This window comes from Pseudomonas psychrophila HA-4 (genome assembly GCF_000282975.1).
In the GTDB taxonomy this organism is placed as follows: Bacteria; Pseudomonadota; Gammaproteobacteria; order Pseudomonadales; family Pseudomonadaceae; genus Aquipseudomonas; species Aquipseudomonas psychrophila_A.
In genome coordinates this window covers 40,360-61,384 of record NZ_ALJC01000143.1, presented here as the reverse complement: position 1 = coordinate 61,384, position 21,025 = coordinate 40,360, and the positions used below count along the sequence as shown (strand labels likewise).

Below are 21,025 nucleotides of genomic sequence, written 5' to 3'. Positions count from 1 at the left end.
GCTATCTCTGAATCAGGCTTATACTCCTTGCGCCAATGACGATTAAACTCAACCCATGTATTTTTACCTCCCGGCACCGTACACGTCTCGCCTTTGGCAGGCACGTAAACAGCATCGGCCCGGTAATAAAAATTCGGCGGTAAATCGGCAGTAAAAACAAAAGTATCCGACTTACCTGCAGAACACCCGACACACAGTACTGCGCTAATTAATAGTGCGAGATGCGCACGTGGCAACTTCATAGTTGCACCCCGTTATCTGCTTGTTCTGCCGCTTGACTCACTCGTTCAAAATGCAAAGCTGCCGTTTCATGCGGGTGCGGATGCCACGCCTTGGGCAGTTCGAAACCTGGATGTTTCAAGCTGTGTATCAACAGAAACACTAACTGCGCTTCTTCTACCCACCCCCACTGGAGCGCCTGAGTTTGTTTGCCACTCAACCACTCGAAGGGGTTCAACTGTCCGGCTAATCGATGAAAGGCAGGGAAGTGTTTCTCTAACAAAAAACAACGGGCGTTGTGTGCATGTATAAACGCCTGTTGACGAGATGGTGCAGGCACACTTAGCCAAGCCGCAGCCTCGGGCAGCACGTATTTTCCGGGCGCCGGGTTGTCAGTGGTGGCCCACTGCTCGCCTTGCCAGTAGCACACGCTGATGGCTTGCCCCAGGTAGGCCGGGAGTTGCTCGGCGGATAGATGCCGCAGCGCTCGGCTCAGTACGCGGTTGTCTTGGAACCGATACAAGGCCCGCTCAGGACGTGCGCTAACCAAAACACGTGCACGCCAATGCTCAAGCCACAGGGGTAAATCCCCCGGTGCGAGGCTGGCCAGCCAACCCCAGTTACGCTCAGGGGCGTTAAGCAGTTCGCTCAGGCGCTCGGTATCAGTGCCGTCGAGCTCGATCAGGAACGGGCCAGCAGGCGCCAGTTCGGTCACCGGGGTTTGGCTGTAAACGCTGTAATAACGATCGGGCGCGCGCCCGTTCAGCAATGCAGTGCGGGCTTCGAGTTCGTTTTGAGCGTCCAGCACCACACACACGCAGCGGCCTAGGCCGCGCTGTTCTTCAATCCACTGGCGTGGCCGTTCAGGGATCATTGCGAGGCTCCTTCGGGCAGGCACACACCGTTTTGGCAGGCTTCGCACACGGGGCAGAAATCGGTGCCCATTGCGTGGGCGTCGGCCATTAGCGCCTGTTGTGACGGCGCGACGGTGGTGGGCAAAGCTTGAGGGGGCAGCAAGCGCTCTGACTCACCCGGCAGCAGCGGCACCGCTGGCAGCCCAGGCATCGGTACACCGCCCAACTGAATCGGACTACTGGCATAAATCCCTGCTGCGCCTATCAATACGTGCTGCCCGCCTGCCATGAGGGTGATGTTGGCCCCTGCATCCATGACCACACTCGCTCCGCCCTTGAGGTGCACGTGCATTCCGGCTTCGGCGACCATCGCCACCCCGACGCGGGTATGACTGCTGACCGCGACCACCAGGTGGTCGTTGGCGTTGAGTTGGACTTTTCGGTCAAGGCTGACGGTGTGGTGCTCTTCGGCGTCGAACACCGACACGCTGTTGCCGGTGATGGTTTCTTCGCGTTTGCCATCGACCTGCAACCGGCTGTCGTGCTTGATGTGTTGCGCCATATCGCGCTGGGCGTGGACGTAGATCTGCTCTTGCCCTTTGCGGTCCTCGAGGCGCAACTCGTTGTAGCCACCGCCCCCTGGCGTGCTGCGGCTACGGAACACGCTTTGGGTGTTGTTGGCAGGCAGCGCGAGTGGCGACGGATTGAGGCTGTTGATCAGGCAGGCAGAAATAATCGGCTGGTCCGGGTCACCTTCGAGGTAGACCACCAACACTTCCATGCCCACGCGGGGGATGGTCACACCGCCATAACTGTCGCCCGCCCAGTTTGACGACACGCGCAGCCAGCAACTGCTTTGATCGTTGTCGATGCCGCTACGGTCCCAATGGAATTTAACCTTGACCCGGCCGTACTCATCGCAATGGATTTCTTCACCCGCAGGCCCGGTGACGCGGGCGGTTTGGCTGCCGAGAATGCGCGGTTTGGCGAAGACCTCCTGGGGACGGTAGGTCACGTCTTCGGGGATCACGTGAAAGGTGTTGCGGTAGCCTTGGATAAAGCCATCCGCGGGGGCCGGTTGCGAGCTAGTGCCCTGCTCTTCAAGGACCTGTGGCTGCTTGCCTTCGTGGATGACCTGCGTCAGCAACCAGCCGGTGTTGAGCCCAGTATTGGCATGCTCGCACATCGTCAAAAAGTGGCCACTGCTCAGGGTTGGCTGATCACTGCATCCGTTTGCCTGGCGATAACCGGCTTGATGGTGTTCCAGCGTGCGCTGACTCTGCTCTTGGCCTTGGGCGGTCTGGCTGAAACGGCCGGGGTAGCTGTAGTTCTCGAGTACGCGTCCGCTAGGGACCGGATGGCTATCAGCCTCTAATGTTCGGCTGGCTTTTTGGAAATCGTAATCTCGGCGTACCGTGCGATTGGTACGGGTTTTAAAGCGCAGTTCAAAGTGATTGATTGAGGGTTCTGCTGCCACCATGCCTGCACCTTGCACATACGGGGTCGGACGCTTGAGCGCAGTGAAGGTTTGTTGTTTGTCGCCGAACACCAATTGATGTCCGTCAGGTGAGTGCCGAAAGCTGTAGTGAAAACCTTCCTCAAAACACAGGCGCTGGATAAAGCGCAGATCAGACTCGCCGTACTGCACGCAGTATTCCCGTGGTGTGTAAGACGAGAACGCGTTGAAGGTGTAGGCATTGCCTAGAATGCCGTGCTCTTCCAGGATCTTTTCGATGATTTGCTGAACGGTCAGGCGCTGAAAAATGCGCTGATTGGTGCGATAGGCCAGGTACGCCAATTGCGGCTCCAGCGTCAGACAGTAGTGAGTCAGGCGCGGGCCGGGACTGCTGATGCCGATACTAGAAATATGCCCGTGAATGCCGTTGCCCTGCGTATCAAACGCCAGAAAGGCGGGCTGATGCAGCAGCGCTTCGAGGTCCAGATCAGAGCGCTCACTGACCAATTCGACCTCAACGACGAAGGGCGTGCTGATGGCTTCATTGCCGGTAAAGGCCAAGACGCGAAGTTCATGTTCAACACCGCTGATGCTAAGGCTAAAGCGGGATGGGTGATCAAAAGTGGACATCCGTGACTCCTCAGACGCTGAGGGCACGCTTGCGAACAAAGCCACCCCCTTAGCAAAGGGGGGACGTTAACGGAAGGGTCAAAAAGCGGATGTAGGAGGCTTCTCTATTCCTCATGGGAAGCGAGCAATTCAATACAAGATCGTTCTGTAACGCACTTAAACAGTGGGCTCCTACCGGGGGATGTCGCCGTTAGGCCGAGGCCATTAACCCTAGGACGCAGACGCCACCACCCACGGCTCACTGCAAACGCGCACATCGCCCTCCAGCCAGCGTTCTAGGCTCTGCGCCAGCACCTGCGGCTGTTTCGCGTACTCACCGTAAACATCCGTCGCACTCGGCACTTTGAACCTCAAGCTGCACAAGCGCTTGCGGGTTATGTGAAGCCGACACAACTCACGCATCAGCAAATTGATTGAACGCTCTTGTGCCTGAATGTCCTTATCGGGCCATGTCATGACTCGCTGATACTCGACACGCAGTTGCTGGGCGATGCTTTCGAACGCTTGATCGATAAACCTCAGCTCTGGCTCTGTGACCAGCGAACGTCGCATCTCAAGCGCCTCTTGGGTACGTCGCAGGGCAACCCAGCAGTTCGCGAGGTAGCTGTCGACGCCAACAGAGTGATCAACGCTAATTAACGCCTCTTGCGCCTGCTCAAATACTGCACGGCTCAAGGCATGCTGGGTGACGATGTCACTCGTCGGCGCCCACATCACCTGCGAGACCTGGCCTTGGCCCCGATCAATAGGCATGAAATGGCACAAGGTGCCGTGATGCTGATAAAGCTCGCCCCTCAATTGGCTAAGGCCCGCGACAAAGACCCCGAGTTCAGGCGGCACATTGATGAACCCAAGCATCGGCTGCGCGCCATCAGTCGACAGCGGGGTATTCATCCAACGGCTCGGCCCGCTGGGCAACGGGTCGTGATGGTTGACCATCCGCTCATGCAGCAACGACTCAGCCGCTTGCACAAAGGCCGCGTCTGCCGCACGCGGAGCGCCATAGGTGTAGAGTTGCAGGTCGGCAATATGCCGACGAATGCGCAGCATTTGGCTCAGGATCAACGCCACAGCCCCGTTCAATCCGTGCCCGCAGACCAACACTTTTTGACTGACGCAGCATTTATTCAAGTACGCGCCCACGCAGTCATAAACGTGCTTGGCGGCTTCGTAAAAACCGTGATGCACACAGCCCTCGCCCTCTGTAAATGGCACCTGGCGCATATCAGTGTCGCGCATGAAGTCAGCCGCCTTGCGCGTGCCGCGAAGGGCGATCAATAGCACGTCATCGTTATGGGCGATCAGGACCTGAGCCGTCGACACCGGCGCCACCTGCAAACGCTTCGAGTACGCCACGTCTTCGTAGAGCGGGCGGTAAGCTCGATGAACAGCGCGGTCTTGCGGTTGTGCAAAGGGACAATCATCCGCCGCGGCCATCAATGCCATTTGGTAGCGATTGAGTGCAGACAACGGTGCAGCGGCGCAGAGCATGGGGCTCAGTGCTCGCAACGGCCTAACCTGAAGCACCGTGAACCGGCCAACGGCCAAGCCCAGACCAAACTGACCACGCGCCTGCATGCAGTGTTGAGTGGGGGTATTAAGGGGGTAATGGCAATCGACCAAGGGTGGCAGGTGCGAAACATGCTCGACCAAGTGTCGGACTTCAATTTGGTAGTAGTCCGTGTCCACACTTTTTTTAGCGGGATTGTTACGCGTCCTGGCCCCGTTTTTGTTGGCATATCGGGTGTGTTCAGCCCTGAACTGAAGCTCTGTGATCTGAAGCCCCCCCTGCAATCGGGTAAACCGCACAACAGCAGGCCCGCCAAAAGGGCTGTCTATCGCACCACAGCCTGTGGCATCCAGATTACCGAGAGTGACCTGCCCTTCGCTATTTACAACCTCATACGCCAGCCCGGCAAAAGGCTCACCGGCCCCCTGCTCGTCGACCAATTGAAAGCGGGTGCGCGCGCGCGCAATAGCGTGTGTATGCATATCCATGTGCGTCATTGGAGGGTCAAAAGAAAGAGGGCTGACGCTAACGGATCGTTACGGGACAGGATGTAAGACAATTCTCAAAAGCGAGCGGGAAGAAGACTAATCAGATTAACGAGACCGCCAAAGGCATTGCCATAAAGCAAAAAGCCCCGACTCTTTCGAGCCAGGGCTTTTGGTTTGACGCTATCGCGGCTTAGCCGTTGAACACGTCATCCACGCTTTTGAGCGGGTAGTTTTTCGGATACGGCAGGGTTGCCACACCTGTCTCGATAGCGGCTTTGGCCACAGCATCAGAGATCAGGGTGATCAGGCGCGAATCCATTGGTTTCGGGATGATGTACTCACGACCGAATTCCAGTTTGATGCCGCCATAGGCGTCACACACTTCTTGTGGCACTGGCAGTTTGGCCAGTTCACGCAGTGCGTTGGCCGCTGCAATTTTCATTTCTTCGTTGATGCGCTTGGCGCGAACGTCCAAAGCACCACGGAAGATGAACGGGAAGCCCAGTACGTTGTTGACCTGGTTCGGGTAGTCCGAACGGCCAGTGGCCATGATCACGTCGTCACGGGTGGCGTGAGCCAGTTCCGGGGCGATTTCCGGGTCTGGGTTAGAGCACGCGAACACAATCGGGTTCGCTGCCATGGACTTCAGGCCTTCAGCGCTCAGCAGGTTCGGGCCTGACAGGCCGACGAACACGTCAGCACCGTGCAGGGCGTCAGCCAAGGTGCGTTTTTCAGTGGCGTGAGCGAATACTGCTTTGTACTGGTTCAGGTCATCACGGCCGGAGTGGATCACGCCGGTACGGTCAACCATGAAGATGTTTTCGATGGTTGCGCCCATGCTTACCAGCAGCTTCATGCAGGAGATGGCCGCAGCGCCAGCGCCCAAGCAAACGATCTTGGCTTCGGCCAGAGTTTTGCCAGCGATTTCCAGTGCGTTGATCATGCCGGCAGCGGTAACGATCGCGGTGCCGTGTTGGTCGTCGTGGAAAACCGGGATGTCGCACTGCTCGATCAGGGCACGTTCGATCTCAAAGCACTCAGGCGCCTTGATGTCTTCGAGGTTGATGCCGCCGAAGGTGATGGAGATGCGCTTAACAGTATCGATAAAGGCTTGTGGGCTTTCGGCGTCAACTTCGATGTCGAACACATCCACACCGGCAAAGCGCTTGAACAGTACGCCTTTGCCTTCCATAACAGGCTTGGAAGCCAATGGGCCGAGGTTGCCCAAGCCCAGAATTGCGGTGCCGTCAGAAATTACGGCGACTAGGTTGCCCTTGCCAGTGTATTTGTAGGCCAGTTCAGGATCGCGGGCGATTTCGCGTACTGGTTCGGCTACACCTGGGCTGTAAGCCAGCGCTAGATCGCGGGCAGTAGCGGTAGGTTTGGTGAGCTCGACACTCAGTTTCCCTGGACGGGGCTGGGCATGATATTCGAGAGCGGCGGTTTTCAAATCAGACATATGGGCATTCCGCTTTTTTTCTGTTGGACGACGGATCGCCGAGCATACGCGTGTAGCAAAGTCCCGACAAGACTGACCAGTCAGCAGTGTCAAGGGCTTTACCCTACGACTTTGGACCAAGAGCCGCGCCCTGCAAGGGCTGAGTGTCCACAATTTATATTTAAAACTGTCTACAATTTTTATTGCTCAGTCACTTTTAACATTCCGGGATGCGTCAATGACAACATCCAGCGTGCCTGGCCCGTTTTCGGGCCTGCGCCTTGTGCACGATCCAGCACCCAACCCCGCACTTCAACCTGTCTGCCCCGAAGGTTTGAGAGGTTAACTTGCTCGAAATTGCCCAATTGATCAGGGGCGATTCGGACCACTAAGCCGCCCTCCAGATCGATCCAGAGGCCGCCGCGATTGCGCTGAACCTTGCTGACTTTGCCGCCGACCAGCGCAAAGCCTGAACGACTTATTTGCTGCGGCGCCTGCACCGGCGATTGTTGCCACACACCCATTTTGGCCGCACGAGCGCCACGCTCAGCCGCTTGTTGGCAGTCGAGCATTTCAACGTTAGGCGCCAGCGCTATTTGAAACCCCAAGCCATCAGCCAGCAATTGCGCTTCAAGATTGCTGCCATTGGCGCCAAAGGCATAGGCCAGCGTGCGGCCATAGCGGTCTTGAGGCTGCTTGCCTGGCAATAACCCGACACGCCCGTCGCTCTGCGAGACCAGGCTTTGCAAGCGTTTGCGCGCGGCGTCGGCAAGGGGCTCGTCGGTTCGCCCTTTTTTGCCCGTCTCGGGGGCATTGAGGCCGATCAAACGCACGCTGCGGCCATCTTTAAGGCGCAGCGAGTCGCCATCGACCACGCGCTCAACCTGTACGTAGGTGACCGTGCGCGGCGCCGGGCACAGCACACCAGCCTGAGCGGTTGAAAACCAAATCGCGGGCACAAAAAAGGCGCCCGCGAGGGACGCCTTTTTCATTAACCCGGTCAGACCCAAAAGCCTGCCCAAGGTCATGTGCCTTACTCGGCGACTTTTTTAGCGCCGAAAGCGCCAAAACGAGTCTTGAAGCGATCAACACGACCGCCAACGTCCAGAGTTTTTTGCTTACCGGTGTAGAACGGGTGGCACTCGTTGCATACGTCAGTACCCAGTGGCTTGCACAGGTTCGAACGGGTTTCGAACTTGTTGCCGCAGCTGCAAGTTACTTGGATGACTTCGTACGCTGGATGGATATCGGCTTTCATGGGGTATTCCTCAGGCTAGCGTGCCGCCACTCAACACCATTGTTGAATACCGCACGTAAATTAGGGCGGTGATAATACCAGACCTTTACATAGACGCAAGCACCGGGGGTCGGCTCTTACCCCGCGAACCGTCTAAACTTTCAACGCCCGGCGACCCTGCTTTTAGTACCAAGGCGCGTTGTCTGCTAGGCTCCCGGCCCTATTGACCGTCCATCACATGAGAGCCCCGCGTGCCCGACGCCATTTTGCGCCTTGCCCTGCCTTCACCCTTGCGCCGCCTGTTTGATTACCGGGCGCCTGCGGGCGTGATGCGCAGTCAATTACAGCCAGGCATGCGCTTGCGGGTGCCGTTCGGGCGGCGCGAGATGATCGGCATCCTGGTCGAGGTGGTCGATCACAGCGAGGTCCCGGCCGATAAGCTTAAACCCGCCATTGCCTTGCTTGACGCTACGCCGCCACTGCCCGAGTCGCTATTCAAGCTGTGCCTGTGGACGTCGCAGTATTACCAGCACAGCCTGGGCGATACGCTGAACTGGGCGTTGCCCGTGCTGCTGCGCCAGGGCGAGTTGGCCGAAACCCGTCAGGAACGTTTCTGGCAGATAGCCCACGGTGCCAAGCTGGATGACCCGCGCATCGCTCGCGCACCGCGCCAGCGTGAAGCCTTGGCCACCCTCGCCCAGCACCCGCATGGCGTGGCCCATCAGTTGCTGAGCAAGTTGAAGCTGAACAAAGACAGCCTCGATCTACTGCTGGCCAAAGCGTTGGTAACCGTTGAAATTCGTCGCCACGCACCCAGCGCACGGCATGAACACTGGCTAGCCCAGCCCGAACTGCCACTCAACGATGAACAACGCGCTGCCTGCGAAGCGATTCGCGCCGGGTTCGACAGCTTTCATGCTTTTTTGCTGGCCGGGGTGACGGGCAGCGGCAAGACCGAAGTGTATTTGCAACTGATCCGCGAAACCCTCGAAGCCGGTAAACAAGCATTGGTGTTGATCCCAGAGATCAACCTAGGGCCTCAAACCCTGGCCCGCTTCGAGCAGCGCTTCAATGCACGCATCGCGCTGGTGCATTCAGCGGTCAATGACCGCGAGCGACTGGAAAGCTGGCTGGCCGCGCGCGACGGCGAAGCCGACATTATTATTGGCACCCGCTCGGCACTGTTTACCCCGATGAAAAACCCGGGGTTGATCATCATCGACGAAGAGCACGATGGTTCTTATAAACAGCAAGAAGGTTTGCGCTACCACGCCCGTGACCTGGCATTGGTGCGCGCCCGCCAAGAAAACATCCCGATTGTGCTCGGCTCCGCCACGCCATCCCTCGAAAGCCTGCACAACGCCTACACCGGTCGTTATGGCCTACTGCGCCTTAATGAACGTGCAGGCGGGGCCAAACAGCCGCGCTTCCTGCGTCTGGATGTAAAAAGTCGCCCGCTGGACAGCGGAATTTCTGGGCCTATGCAGCAAGCCATTGGACAAACCTTGGCAGCGGGCCAACAAGTGCTGGTGTTTCTCAACCGCCGCGGCTTCGCGCCGACACTGCTGTGCCATGACTGCGGCTGGATGTCGGAATGCCAACGCTGCGATGCGCGCATGACCGTTCATCAGCGCTCTGGCGAGCTGCGCTGTCATCACTGCGGCCACGTTGAGCGCGTACCCCGCAACTGCCCGCAATGCGGCAAGGTCGACCTGCGGCCGGTGGGCGCAGGCACTGAACGGGCTGAAGAACGGTTAGGGATTTTATTCCCGGACTACCCGGTACTGCGTGTCGACCGCGACAGCACCTCGCGCAAAGATGCAATGAACCAGCTGTTTGCAACGATCCAAAAAGGTCAGCCATGCATTTTGGTGGGCACGCAAATGCTCGCCAAAGGCCATCACTTTCCACGGGTGACGCTGGTGTCGATCCTGGATGCCGACGGCGGTTTGTTCTCTGGCGATTTTCGCGCCAGCGAACGCATGGCGCAGTTGATCGTTCAAGTCGCAGGCCGTGCAGGGCGGGCCGAAGAGCCGGGCCGAGTGATTATCCAAACCCACTTGGCTGACCATCCTTTGCTGATCCAACTGACTGAACAGGGTTACTTTGCCTTTGCCGAACAGGCCTTGAGCGAACGCCGGGCAGCAGGCTTACCGCCTTTTGCACACTTGGCGCTGTTGCGCGCGGAGGCCCATAAGCCGGGCCAGGCCGAAGGTTTTCTGGATGAAGCATGCAGTGAAGCCGAGCGCTTGCTGGGCGAGTTGAACGTGGGCGGTATTGAATTGCTCGGCCCCGTGCCTGCGCCAATGGAACGCAGGGCAGGACGCTACCGTGCTCAACTACTATTACAAGCCAACGCCCGAGCGCCGTTGCATCGGCTACTCAGCCACTGGCTGCTGTTCCTTGAACAAATGCCCAGCGGCAGACAAGTCCGCTGGTCGCTGGATGTCGACCCCGTGGACCTTTATTAGAGGAGCAGCGGCAAGCTGTGAGCTTCAAGCCGCAAGTAAAGGCAGTAAAGTTTCACGCTGACGGCTAAAAGCTTGAAGCTTGCAGCTCCGTTAGCAGACAATACCCAGTTTTTCCACCTGCGCACTGAAGCGCTACCGCGCTTGCGGTCGAAAGAGAAGACCATGAAAGACACCATTCGCCAGCTGATTCAACACGCCCTCGCTCAACTCGTCACAGAAGGAGTGTTGCCTGAAGGCCTGACGCCAGCGATTCAGGTGGAAAACGCCCGTGACAAAACTCACGGCGACTTTGCCAGCAACATCGCCATGATGCTGGCAAAGCCTGCCGGTATGAAGCCGCGTGATCTGGCTGAAAAAATCATCGCCGCCCTGCCGGCCGATGAGCAGATCAGCAAGACCGAGATCGCCGGTCCCGGCTTCCTGAACTTCTTCCAAAACACCCAAGCTCTGGCTTCGCGCCTAGACGCAGCACTGGCCGACCCGAAAATCGGTGTACACAAGACCGGCCCGGCCAAACGCACAGTGGTCGACATGTCAGCACCTAACCTGGCCAAAGAGATGCACGTGGGCCACCTGCGCTCGACCATCATTGGCGACGGCGTGGCGCGAGTGCTGGAGTTTCTGGGCGACGAGGTGATCCGTCAGAACCACGTGGGCGACTGGGGCACCCAGTTCGGCATGCTGATGGCGTATCTGGAAGAAAACCCGATCACCAGCGAAGAGCTGTCCGACCTCGAGAACTTCTACCGCGCCGCCAAACAGCGTTTCGACGAATCGCCCGAGTTTGCTGACCGCGCCCGTAGCTTGGTGGTCAAGCTGCAAGCCGGTGATCCGGACTGCCTGGCACTCTGGACCAAATTCAAAGACATCTCGCTGTCGCACTGCCAGAAAATCTACGAACTGCTGAACGTTAAATTGACCATGGCCGACGTGATGGGCGAAAGCGCCTACAACGACGACCTGATCAACGTGGTCAACGACCTCAAGGCCAAAGGCATGCTCGTCGAGAGCAACGGCGCCCAGTGCGTGTTCCTCGATGAGTTCAAAAATGCCGAAGGCGAGCCACTGCCGGTGATTATCGTCAAGGCAGACGGCGGCTACCTGTACGCCACCACTGACCTGGCGGCCATCCGCTATCGCAGCGGTGTACTGAAAGCCGACCGCGCGCTGTACTTCGTCGACCAGCGTCAGGCCCTGCACTTCCAGCAAGTGTTTGCCGTGGCGCGCAAGGCCGGTTTTGTGACCCATCCGATGGAAATGGAACACATGGGCTTCGGCACCATGAACGGCGCTGACGGCCGTCCGTTCAAGACCCGTGATGGCGGCACAGTCAAACTGATCGACCTGCTCAACGAAGCCAAAGAACGCGCCTACGCACTGGTGAAAGAGAAGAACCCTGAGTTGCCGGAAGATGAGCTGCGCGCCATCGCCAAGGTGGTCGGGATCGGCGCGGTTAAATACGCCGACTTGTCCAAGCACCGCGCCAGCGATTACAGCTTTAACTTCGACCTGATGTTGAACTTTGAAGGCAATACTGCGCCTTACCTGCTGTATGCCTACACCCGCGTCGCGGGCGTGTTCCGCAAGCTGGGTAAAACCTTCGAGCAAGTAGAAGGCCACATCGTACTGGCTGCACCGCAAGAGCAAGAGCTGGCCGCCAAATTGGCGCAGTTCGGTGAAGTGTTGAACAACGTTGCCGAAAAGGGCACGCCGCACACGCTGTGCACCTACTTGTACGAAGTGGCAGGTCTGTTCTCCAGCTTCTATGAGAACTGCCCGATCCTGAACGCTGAAGACGAAGCACAAAAACAAAGCCGTCTGCGCCTGGCAGCCTTGGCGGGCCGTACCCTCAAGCAAGGCCTGGAACTGCTAGGCCTGGAAACTCTGGAGCGCATGTAAGTTGGCCGCCAAGAAGAAACCTGTCCCCAAGCGAGGCGCCAGTCGTTATCAGGCGCCCGCCAAGAAGCCGATTCCGGGCTGGCTGTGGATGGCCATCGGCCTCACAGTGGGTGCATTCATCGTGTTTTTGATGAAGCTCGAACCCGGTAAGGGCGACGACGTTAAACGGGTCAAGCAAGAGCAACAGAAAGCATCGCAAGTGGCCGAAGCTAACAAGACTGCGCCGAGCCCGACTCAGCCAGTAAAGCCCAAGTACGACTTCTATACCTTGCTGCCAGAGTCGGAAGTGATCGTACCGCCAGAAGCTGTACCGGAAAAAACCTTGCCGACGCCGCAAACTGCGCCGCTGGCACCGGTAACACCAGCCGAAGCGGCGAAAATCGACACGGTGCGTGCTCAAGCTGCCCTGAACGGACTGACGCCACCGCCTGCGCCACCGGTGGCCAAAGCGGCACCCGTGACCAAGTTCTTCTTGCAGGCGGGTTCGTTCCGCAAACAGGCAGATGCTGACAAAGTGCGGGCGCAGATCCTACTGCTCGGCCAGACCGCTTCGGTTGAGTCGGGGACGGTGAAAGACGAAACCTGGTACCGAGTACTGGTAGGCCCGTTCAGCAATCGCGAACAATTGACCGTGGCTCAGAAACAACTGGCCAGTGGCGGCTTCAACAACCTGCTACTGCAACAGCGCCGCTGATCCCACCTGATCCCACAGGGGAAATACCCCCTGTGGGAGGTTCGCGCCCCTCTAAATCTCAATTCCATTCATCTGCATTCCCTCCCCCCGGTTGAAAAAAAACCTACAACCCCCATATGTATCTCCATCAGGCATTTTCGCCCCGCTGCGTGGAGACTCTCCCTTGACCACCATCGTTTCAGTTCGCCGCCACGGCAAAGTCGTTATGGCTGGCGACGGCCAGGTTTCACTTGGCAATACCGTGATGAAAGGCAACGCGAAAAAAGTCCGTCGCCTGTACCACGGCCAGGTGATAGCCGGTTTTGCCGGTGCTACTGCTGATGCATTTACCTTGTTCGAACGCTTTGAAGGCCAACTGGAAAAACACCAAGGCCATCTGGTTCGCGCTGCTGTCGAGTTGGCCAAAGAATGGCGTACCGACCGCTCGCTGAGCCGTCTGGAAGCCATGCTGGCAGTTGCCAACAAAGACGCCTCCCTGATCATCACCGGTAACGGTGACGTGGTTGAGCCAGAAGACGGCTTGATCGCAATGGGTTCGGGCGGTGCATTCGCCCAAGCGGCAGCCCGCGCCCTGCTGATGAAAACCGAACTGTCGGCCCGCGAAATCGCTGAGACCGCACTCGGCATTGCTGGCGACATCTGCGTGTTCACCAACCACAACATCACTATTGAGGAGCAGGACCTCGCTGAATAAGCCACCTGCTGGGCCAGTTCTCTGGCCCCTGTGTGTACCTTAAATCAGCTAGAGGAACGCCAATTACTATGTCCATGACTCCCCGCGAAATCGTCCACGAACTGAATCGCCACATCATCGGCCAAGACGACGCCAAACGCGCCGTCGCTATCGCTTTGCGTAACCGCTGGCGCCGGATGCAGCTACCAGAAGAGCTGCGCGTTGAAGTAACCCCCAAAAACATTCTGATGATCGGCCCTACCGGTGTCGGTAAAACCGAAATCGCTCGCCGACTGGCCAAGCTGGCTAACGCGCCGTTCATCAAGGTGGAAGCGACCAAGTTCACCGAAGTGGGCTATGTCGGCCGCGATGTTGAGTCGATCATCCGCGACCTGGCTGATGCTGCGATCAAACTGCTGCGTGAGCAAGAAATCGTCAAAGTCCGTCACCGTGCCGAAGACGCTGCTGAAGAGCGCATCCTCGACGCGCTGTTGCCGCCTGCCCGCACGTTTGGCGAAGAAGCCGCCGCACCGCAGGACTCCAACACCCGCCAACTGTTCCGCAAGCGCCTGCGTGAAGGCCAGTTGGACGACAAAGAAATCGAAATCGAAGTAGCCGACATTGCTGGCGTCGATATTTCCGCGCCGCCTGGCATGGAAGAAATGACCAACCAGCTGCAAAGCCTGTTTGCCAACATGGGCAAAGGCAAGCGCAAGAGCCGCAAGCTGAAAGTCAAAGAAGCCCTGAAAATGGTACGTGACGAAGAAGCCAGCCGCTTGGTCAACGACGAAGAGCTCAAGGCCAAGGCGCTTGAGGCCGTCGAGCAGCACGGCATCGTGTTCATCGACGAAATCGACAAGGTTGCCAAGCGCGGCAACGTGGGCGGCGCTGATGTTTCCCGCGAGGGCGTACAACGTGACCTGCTGCCGTTGATCGAAGGTTGCACGGTCAACACCAAGCTGGGCATGGTCAAGACTGACCACATCCTGTTTATCGCATCTGGTGCGTTCCACCTAAGCAAGCCAAGCGACCTGGTACCTGAGCTGCAAGGCCGTCTGCCGATCCGTGTCGAACTCAAGGCGCTGACCCCGGAAGACTTCGAGCGCATCCTCAGTGAGCCGCACGCTTCGTTGACCGAGCAATACCGCGAACTGCTTAAAACCGAAGGCCTGAACATCGAGTTCATGCCTGAAGGCATCAAACGTTTGGCGCAAATTGCTTGGCAGGTTAACGAGAAAACCGAAAACATCGGTGCTCGTCGCCTGCACACACTGCTAGAGCGTCTGCTTGAAGAGGTATCTTTCAGTGCCGGCGACATCGCCAGCGCACAGAACGAAGAGCCTATTCGAATTGATGCCGACTACGTGAATAGCCACTTGGGCGAACTGGCCGAGAACGAAGACCTCTCGCGCTACATCTTGTAAGCCGGGCACCTGTAGCCGCTGTCGCAGCCTGCGGCAGCGGCTATTGTGTTTGTGTGAAGACCAAAAGGTTATGACCATGATCCCCAGCGCCATCAACCTGCACAAAGCCTCAAAAATCCTGACCCTTAAATACGCCTCGGGCGAGGAATACCACCTGCCAGCTGAGCTTTTGCGCGTGCACTCCCCGTCTGCGGAAGTACAGGGGCATGGCAAGCCGATTCTTCAATTCGGCAAGATTAACGTTGGCTTGAGCAAAATAGAGCCTGCAGGCCAATACGCAGTAAAACTGACCTTCGATGACGGCCATGACAGCGGCCTATTTACCTGGGACTACCTGTACCAACTGGGGGTACGCAAAGATGAGTTGTGGCAGGACTATCTGGCCGAACTCAAAGCGGCCGGCAAGTCGCGCGACCCTTCGGAGTCAGTTGTAAAGCTGATGCTGTAGGAGCTGCCGAGGTACGAAGGCTGCGATCTTTTGATTTTAAAGATCAAAAGATCGCTGCCTTCGGCAGCTCCTACAGTTTGGGGATGTGCAACTCAGGATGGGGTGGTTGGCTCCGGGGCCTTCACTTCGGCTGGTTTTTGGACCGCTGCCGGTTTTTTAGCGGCGGGTTTGGCCGCTGTCTTGGCTGCCGGTTTTGCGGCTGCCTTGGCAGGGGCTTTAGTGACAGGTTTAGCGGCTGGTTTTGCCGCAGGCTTGGCCGCAGCGTTGACTGTCGGTTTAGCAGGTGCTGGCTTGGCGGCTGGTTTAGCGGCCGCGGGCTTGGCAGCAGCAGGTTTGGCCGCAGCAGGCTTAACGGCGGGCTTGGCGGTCGTCGCTTTGGCTGGCGCGCGCTTGCTCGCGGGTGCGGCGGCTTTAGTCGCGGTTACTTTTGCAGCAGCAGCGGTCAACTTTTCAATGTGTTTGGTCAACGTTTCTACTTGAGCGTGCAGCGTTTTCACCTCTTCACGGCTCGGAACTCCCAGACGGGATATAGCGCTAGTCAGGCGTTTGTCGAAAGCCTCTTCGAACTCGCTCCATTTTTCCAACGCCAAGTCTTTAACATCCTCAACACGTGAGCGCGCAGAAGAAGTCGATGCCTTTGCCTCTTCAACTAATTTACTGCCTGCACTCTTGGCCAGCTTTTCGGCTTTCTCGCCATCTTTGACCAAGGTATCAAACAGCTTGCTGCCGTCTGTATCGATCTTCGAATACACGCCCAAACCGGCTAGCCAGATTTTGCGCGAGTACTCTTCAACCTTGCCTACCCATGTGTTGCTTTCTGCTTTGTTTTCTTTAACTGTCGGTTTTTTAGCCGCCATCATGTTCCCCTCAATGTTCGGTTGCGACGCCTGTGAGCTAAAGCGTCGAATCATCAAGATGAACAACGTGCTCACCTCTATCAGGTTTAGACGCTAAACCGCCTTGTTTCAAGGCCGCATCACACATCCAGCCACTACAGCCTTATGGCGATGCAGAGCACCTGTCATCGCCATTTATCGCATCGTTAATTCACCCTTTCACGCCAGGGCTTTGTCCAACGAGCGCTCAATTTCGGATTGAATCATGCCGCTCATCGGTGACATCAACAGGCCCAGCTCAACGTCAACCTTGATGGTTTTCTCCCCAATTTCTAGGGTGCCGTTCACCCCCGAACGCTTCAGTTTTACCGTGTCGCCAGCCCAGTTAGGGGTCAGGCCATACTGCCCGGCCAGCTTATCAACCAGCGGTTGAGCTTTTTCACGTGCTGCCTCAAGGCCCAGGCTATGGGTCCGTTCAACGCTAATACGAGCCATTGGTTCACTCCGAGTAAATTAGGCCGTCACTATACGGGGTGAAGGCCACATTCAAACCTCAACAGCCCCCGGCCAAGACAAAGCCGGCCACCGGGATTAGAATGTCCAGCATTCTCTTCTGGTGACAGCGATATGACTGATCAGCGCAAAGGCAGCGATGCCGAACCCACCACCCACTTCGGCTTCAAGAACGTGCCGGAAAGCCAAAAAGCGGAAAAAGTCGCCGAGGTTTTCCACTCCGTAGCCGGCAAATATGACCTGATGAACGACGTTCTGTCGGGCGGCATGCACCGTCTGTGGAAGCGTTTCACTATCGAGTTATCTGGCGTACGCCCTGGCAACAAGGTGCTAGACATTGCTGGCGGTACTGGCGACCTAGCGCGCAAGTTCTCGCATCTGGTCGGCCCAACCGGTCACGTGGTGCTAGCGGACATCAACGCATCGATGCTCAAAGTCGGCCGTGATCGCCTGCTGGACAAAGGGGTGGCAGGCAATATTGAGTTCGTTCAGGCCGACGCCGAAAAGCTGCCGTTCCCGGACAACCATTTCGATTGCGTCACCATTGCCTTTGGCCTGCGTAACGTGACCCATAAAGAAGACGCGCTGCGCTCCATGCTGCGTGTGCTCAAGCCGGGTGGCCGCTTGCTGGTCTTGGAGTTTTCAAAACCTACCAACCCACTGATGTCCAAGGTGTACGACGCCTATTCGTTCGCCTTTATGCCCATGGTCGGCAAGCTGATCCTCAACGACCCGGAAAGCTATCGCTACCTGGCTGAGTCGATCCGCATGCACCCCAACCAAGAGACGCTGAAGTCGATGATGGTCGAGGCCGGTTTTGACCGCGTGACCTACCACAACATGACCTCAGGCATCGTCGCCCTGCACCGCGGCATCAAACCCTGATGTTGCTGCGCGGCCTTCTCGCCAGTGTCGAAAGCGGCGTCAACCGGGTTTTACGCCTGGACGGCACCGCCATGGCGCGCTTGCGCCCTTTAACTGGCAAGGTGATTGCCGTTCAAGGCACAAGCCCCTCATTGCAGCTATTTATCTTGCCCAGCGATGAAGGCCTGCTGCTGGCCTCGCAATGGGCCGCCGAGGCTGACTGCACCTTGCGTGCGCCTGCATCGAGCTTGCTGCGACTGGCGTTGAGCAAAGACAAAAGCGCCATTTTGCATAGCCCTGAAGTAGAGCTTGAAGGCGACAGCGCAGCGCTGATGGAGTTGGCTGCCGTGCTGCAAGACCTGGAGTTGGACTGGGAGTACGAGCTCTCGCACTGGATAGGCCCGGTGGCCACGGCGCTGATCGGCGGCCACCTGCGCAGTCGCGCTAACTGGTATCAGCACGGATTCGCCAGCCTCAATCAGAATCTGGCAGAGTACCTGAGCGAAGAAGCCCGCACTTTGGTTGGAGAACATGAAGCGCAAGCGCGTTTCGATGAACTCGACCAACTCAAACTCGACCTGGACCGCCTAGAGGCACGCTTCGAGCGTCTCAGCCGATCCCTCAATACCAGCGATAACGCATGAAGCTGCTTGCCATACGCCGTTTGTTTCGCATCCAGCGCGTCGTTATTCGCTACCGCCTGGATGACCTGCTGTTTGCCCTGCCGTTGCCGTGGTGGATGTTGTCACTGCGCTACGTGCTGCCGTGGCGCTGGTTCCCGCGTAAAAAACTGGAACTGAGTCGAGGGGCTGCCCTGCGCCTGGCACTCCAAGATTTGGGACCGATCTTCATCAAGTTCGGGCAAATTCTCTCGACTCGCCGCGACTTGCTGCCCCCGGACATCGCCGACGAGTTGATGCTGCTGCAAGACCGCGTGCCGCCGTTTGACCCGCAGGTGGCGGTCAAGCTGATCGAAGAGCAGCTCGGCGCCACAATCAGCGACGTTTTCAGCCGTTTTGACATTCAACCGCTGGCCTCGGCCTCGGTCGCTCAGGTTCACTCAGCCAAGCTCAAAACTGGCGAAGAAGTGGTGGTCAAGGTCGTGCGCCCGGGCCTCAAACCCATTATCGGTTCCGATCTTGCCTGGCTATTCATTCTGGCCAAGACCGCTGAGCGCTTGAGCGCAGACGCCCGCCTACTGCACCCGGTCGACGTGGTCAGCGATTACGAAAAGACCATTTACGACGAACTCGATTTGCTCCGCGAAGCGGCCAACGCCAGCCAGCTCAAACGCAACTTCGACGGTTCGCCGCTGCTCTACGTGCCGCAGATTTACTGGGATTGGTGCCGCCCAAAAGTCTTGGTAATGGAGCGCATCTACGGGATTCAAGTCACCGACCTGGCAGCGTTGGCCGACCAGCGCACCGACATGAAGATGCTCGCAGAGCGCGGGGTCGAAATCTTCTTTACCCAAGTGTTCCGTGACAGCTTCTTCCATGCCGACATGCACCCCGGCAACATCTTCGTCAGCACGGTGAACCCGTGGAGCCCGCAGTACATCGCCATTGATTGCGGCATCGTCGGCAGCCTGACGCCCGAAGACCAAGACTACCTGGCGCGCAACCTGTTCGCTTTCTTCAAGCGTGACTACCGGCGTGTGGCGCAATTGCACATCGATTCGGGCTGGGTGCCCGCGAACACTAAACTCAACGAGTTTGAAGCCGCGATTCGAACGGTGTGCGAACCGATTTTTGAAAAGCCGCTGAAAGAGATTTCCTTTGGTCAGGTACTGATGCGCCTGTTCCAGACAGCTCGGCGCTTCAATATGGAAGTCCAACCGCAGTTGGTTTTACTGCAAAAAACCCTGCTCAACATTGAAGGCCTTGGCCGTCAGTTATACCCCGACCTCGACCTGTGGAGCACCGCGCAGCCGTTCCTTGAGCGTTGGATGCGCGAGCGCGTGAGCCCTAAAACCTTGCTGCGCAACTTGCATAGCCAGGTTGAGCAAATCCCGCATCTGGCCGGTATGACCCGTGATTTGCTGGAGCGTTTATCGCAACCTCACGCTAAAAACCAGCAATTGAGGGTGCAAGAACCCAGAGATGGCTGGTTCTTGCGCTTGCTTGGGGCCGGGCATTTAGCCGCAGGCGCCTTGCTTGCCAGTATCGGACCGCTGCACACGGCAGGCTATTGGCCAGCGGGGATTCTACTGGCCATTGGTCTTTATCTGATCGTGCGCCGGGCTTAGATGCTGGCGCAGTCTGCGACAGCGCTTACAGGGAGTTCTAGCCACTCTTGGGTGAGGCTGGCAAACTGTGAAATCGCTAGGGCGGAGTCAAACATGAAAGACTGGCTGGACGAGATCAAATGGGACAACGACGGCCTAGTGCCGGCGATTGCCCAAGACCACAAAACTGGGCGCGTGCTAATGATGGCCTGGATGAACCGAGAGGCCTTGAGCCTGACGGCGGCCGAGAATCGTGCCATTTACTGGTCACGCTCGCGTGGCAAGCTGTGGCGCAAGGGTGAAGAATCAGGCCACGTGCAAAAATTGCATGAAATGCGCCTGGACTGTGACGCTGACGTCATCATCCTCATGGTTGAGCAAATCGGTGACATCGCTTGCCATACCGGCCGTCAGAGCTGCTTCTACCGCGTGTACGAAAACGCCGAGTGGAAGACCGTTGATCCGGTGCTTAAAGACCCTAACGCCATTTACCACGCAGGCCATTCTCATGACTGACACCCTAAGCCGCCTCGCTCAAGTACTCGAAGAGCGCAAAGGCGCCTCGCCAGACAGCTCCTATGTCGCCAGCCTGTACCACAAGGGCCTGAACAAGATTCTGGAGAAGGTCGGCGAAGAATCGCTCGAAACCATCCTCGCCGCCAAAGATGCCGCCATCAGTGGTGATTGCAGCGATGTGATTTATGAAACAGCTGACTTATGGTTCCACAGCATGATCATGCTCGCCCAACTGGGTCAGCATCCTCAGGCCGTACTGGACGAACTGGAACGCCGCATCGGCACCTCCGGACACGTGGAAAAGGCCTCGCGGCCATCCGCCTAACCCTTTTTACAAGGAGCACAGCATGGGCATTTTTGACTGGAAACACTGGATCGTCATTCTGGTAGTCGTGGTCCTGGTCTTCGGCACCAAAAAACTGAAAAACCTGGGCACTGACGTGGGCGAATCAATCAAGGGCTTTCGCAAAGCCATGAACGACGATGAAAAACCTGCAGAGCCTGTGGTTCCCCCTGCACAGCCCACTGCTGCGCCAACTCCGCACACCACTTCGCCCCTGAATGAGCCGCACACGATCGACGTGCAGGCACAAAAAGTCGAAGAGCCAACCCGTAAAGACGTGTGAGC

Annotated in this window: 20 protein-coding genes and 1 pseudogene; 12 read left to right on the top strand and 9 right to left on the bottom strand. The window is 57.6% G+C overall.

Features of this window, described 5'->3' with window-relative positions; all coding sequences use genetic code 11:
* The 7 genes and pseudogenes from B347_RS27020 to rpmE form a co-directional block, all read right to left on the bottom strand.
* Positions 1–242, bottom strand: a pseudogene (locus B347_RS27020) (hypothetical protein); the annotation flags it as partial.
* Positions 239–1,093, bottom strand: a complete 855-nt coding sequence (locus B347_RS0124260; RefSeq protein WP_019412289.1) for a DUF4123 domain-containing protein — start codon at positions 1,091–1,093, stop codon at positions 239–241. The gene B347_RS0124260 and the pseudogene B347_RS27020, both read right to left, overlap by 4 nt.
* Complete coding sequence (locus tag B347_RS0124255; RefSeq protein WP_019412288.1) at positions 1,090–3,159, bottom strand: type VI secretion system tip protein VgrG; 2,070 nt, start codon at positions 3,157–3,159, stop codon at positions 1,090–1,092. The genes B347_RS0124260 and B347_RS0124255 overlap by 4 nt, the downstream gene beginning before the upstream one ends.
* 210 nt (positions 3,160–3,369) lie before the next feature.
* The gene (locus B347_RS25380) at positions 3,370–5,157 is read right to left on the bottom strand and encodes a lipase family protein (RefSeq protein WP_019412287.1); all 1,788 of its coding nucleotides are present in this window, start codon (positions 5,155–5,157) and stop codon (positions 3,370–3,372) included.
* A 190-nt stretch (positions 5,158–5,347) separates the two neighbouring features.
* Entirely contained in the window at positions 5,348–6,616 is a 1,269-nt protein-coding gene (locus B347_RS0124245) for a malic enzyme-like NAD(P)-binding protein (RefSeq protein WP_019412286.1), read from the bottom strand.
* Between the two features lie 179 nt (positions 6,617–6,795).
* Complete coding sequence (locus B347_RS0124240) at positions 6,796–7,623, bottom strand: thermonuclease family protein (RefSeq protein ID WP_019412285.1); 828 nt, start codon at positions 7,621–7,623, stop codon at positions 6,796–6,798.
* Positions 7,624–7,628: 5 nt separating this feature from the next.
* A complete protein-coding gene (gene rpmE, locus B347_RS0124235) occupies positions 7,629–7,853 on the bottom strand; it encodes a 50S ribosomal protein L31 (RefSeq protein WP_019412284.1) in 225 nt (74 codons plus the stop codon).
* A 230-nt stretch (positions 7,854–8,083) separates the two neighbouring features.
* Between rpmE and B347_RS0124230 the strand changes: the two genes are divergently transcribed.
* The 6 genes from B347_RS0124230 (at position 8,084) to B347_RS0124200 (ending at position 15,441) form a co-directional block, all read left to right on the top strand.
* Entirely contained in the window at positions 8,084–10,303 is a 2,220-nt protein-coding gene (locus tag B347_RS0124230; protein ID WP_019412283.1) for a primosomal protein N', read from the top strand.
* 162 nt (positions 10,304–10,465) lie between these two features.
* On the top strand, positions 10,466–12,202 hold the full coding sequence (gene argS / locus B347_RS0124220; protein ID WP_019412281.1) for an arginine--tRNA ligase: 1,737 nt from the start codon (positions 10,466–10,468) through the stop codon (positions 12,200–12,202).
* A 1-nt stretch (position 12,203) separates the two neighbouring features.
* The gene (locus B347_RS0124215) at positions 12,204–12,896 is read left to right on the top strand and encodes an SPOR domain-containing protein (protein WP_019412280.1); all 693 of its coding nucleotides are present in this window, start codon (positions 12,204–12,206) and stop codon (positions 12,894–12,896) included.
* Positions 12,897–13,059: 163 nt separating this feature from the next.
* Positions 13,060–13,590 (top strand): ATP-dependent protease subunit HslV, encoded by a 531-nt coding sequence (gene hslV, locus B347_RS0124210; RefSeq protein ID WP_016783176.1) that lies wholly within the window; start codon positions 13,060–13,062, stop codon positions 13,588–13,590.
* A gap of 68 nt (positions 13,591–13,658) precedes the next feature.
* Positions 13,659–14,993 (top strand): ATP-dependent protease ATPase subunit HslU, encoded by a 1,335-nt coding sequence (gene hslU / locus B347_RS0124205; protein ID WP_019412279.1) that lies wholly within the window; start codon positions 13,659–13,661, stop codon positions 14,991–14,993.
* Between the two features lie 70 nt (positions 14,994–15,063).
* The gene (locus B347_RS0124200) at positions 15,064–15,441 is read left to right on the top strand and encodes a gamma-butyrobetaine hydroxylase-like domain-containing protein (RefSeq protein ID WP_019412278.1); all 378 of its coding nucleotides are present in this window, start codon (positions 15,064–15,066) and stop codon (positions 15,439–15,441) included.
* A 92-nt stretch (positions 15,442–15,533) separates the two neighbouring features.
* On the opposite strand, the gene B347_RS0124195 is transcribed toward B347_RS0124200, so the two are convergent.
* Entirely contained in the window at positions 15,534–16,298 is a 765-nt protein-coding gene (locus tag B347_RS0124195) for a phasin family protein (RefSeq protein ID WP_033388259.1), read from the bottom strand.
* 198 nt (positions 16,299–16,496) lie between these two features.
* Entirely contained in the window at positions 16,497–16,772 is a 276-nt protein-coding gene (locus B347_RS0124190) for a polyhydroxyalkanoic acid system family protein (protein ID WP_019412276.1), read from the bottom strand.
* Between the two features lie 132 nt (positions 16,773–16,904).
* Here B347_RS0124190 and ubiE point away from each other — a divergent pair, with 132 nt between their 5' ends.
* The 6 genes from ubiE (at position 16,905) to B347_RS0124160 (ending at position 21,023) form a co-directional block, all read left to right on the top strand.
* On the top strand, positions 16,905–17,675 hold the full coding sequence (ubiE, locus tag B347_RS0124185; protein WP_019412275.1) for a bifunctional demethylmenaquinone methyltransferase/2-methoxy-6-polyprenyl-1,4-benzoquinol methylase UbiE: 771 nt from the start codon (positions 16,905–16,907) through the stop codon (positions 17,673–17,675).
* Positions 17,675–18,298 carry a ubiquinone biosynthesis accessory factor UbiJ gene (locus B347_RS0124180; RefSeq protein ID WP_019412274.1) on the top strand — a complete coding sequence of 208 codons (624 nt, stop codon included), beginning with the start codon at positions 17,675–17,677 and terminating at the stop codon, positions 18,296–18,298. The genes ubiE and B347_RS0124180 overlap by 1 nt, the downstream gene beginning before the upstream one ends.
* Complete coding sequence (gene ubiB / locus B347_RS0124175) at positions 18,295–19,902, top strand: ubiquinone biosynthesis regulatory protein kinase UbiB (protein WP_019412273.1); 1,608 nt, start codon at positions 18,295–18,297, stop codon at positions 19,900–19,902. The genes B347_RS0124180 and ubiB overlap by 4 nt, the downstream gene beginning before the upstream one ends.
* 93 nt (positions 19,903–19,995) lie before the next feature.
* Positions 19,996–20,397 (top strand): phosphoribosyl-AMP cyclohydrolase, encoded by a 402-nt coding sequence (gene hisI / locus B347_RS0124170; protein WP_019412272.1) that lies wholly within the window; start codon positions 19,996–19,998, stop codon positions 20,395–20,397.
* Positions 20,390–20,722: a phosphoribosyl-ATP diphosphatase gene (locus B347_RS0124165; protein WP_019412271.1), complete on the top strand. Its 333-nt coding sequence runs from the start codon at positions 20,390–20,392 to the stop codon at positions 20,720–20,722. The genes hisI and B347_RS0124165 overlap by 8 nt, the downstream gene beginning before the upstream one ends.
* Before the next feature lie 22 nt (positions 20,723–20,744).
* Positions 20,745–21,023, top strand: a complete 279-nt coding sequence (locus B347_RS0124160; RefSeq protein ID WP_019412270.1) for a twin-arginine translocase TatA/TatE family subunit — start codon at positions 20,745–20,747, stop codon at positions 21,021–21,023.
* Positions 21,024–21,025: the final 2 nt, after the last annotated feature.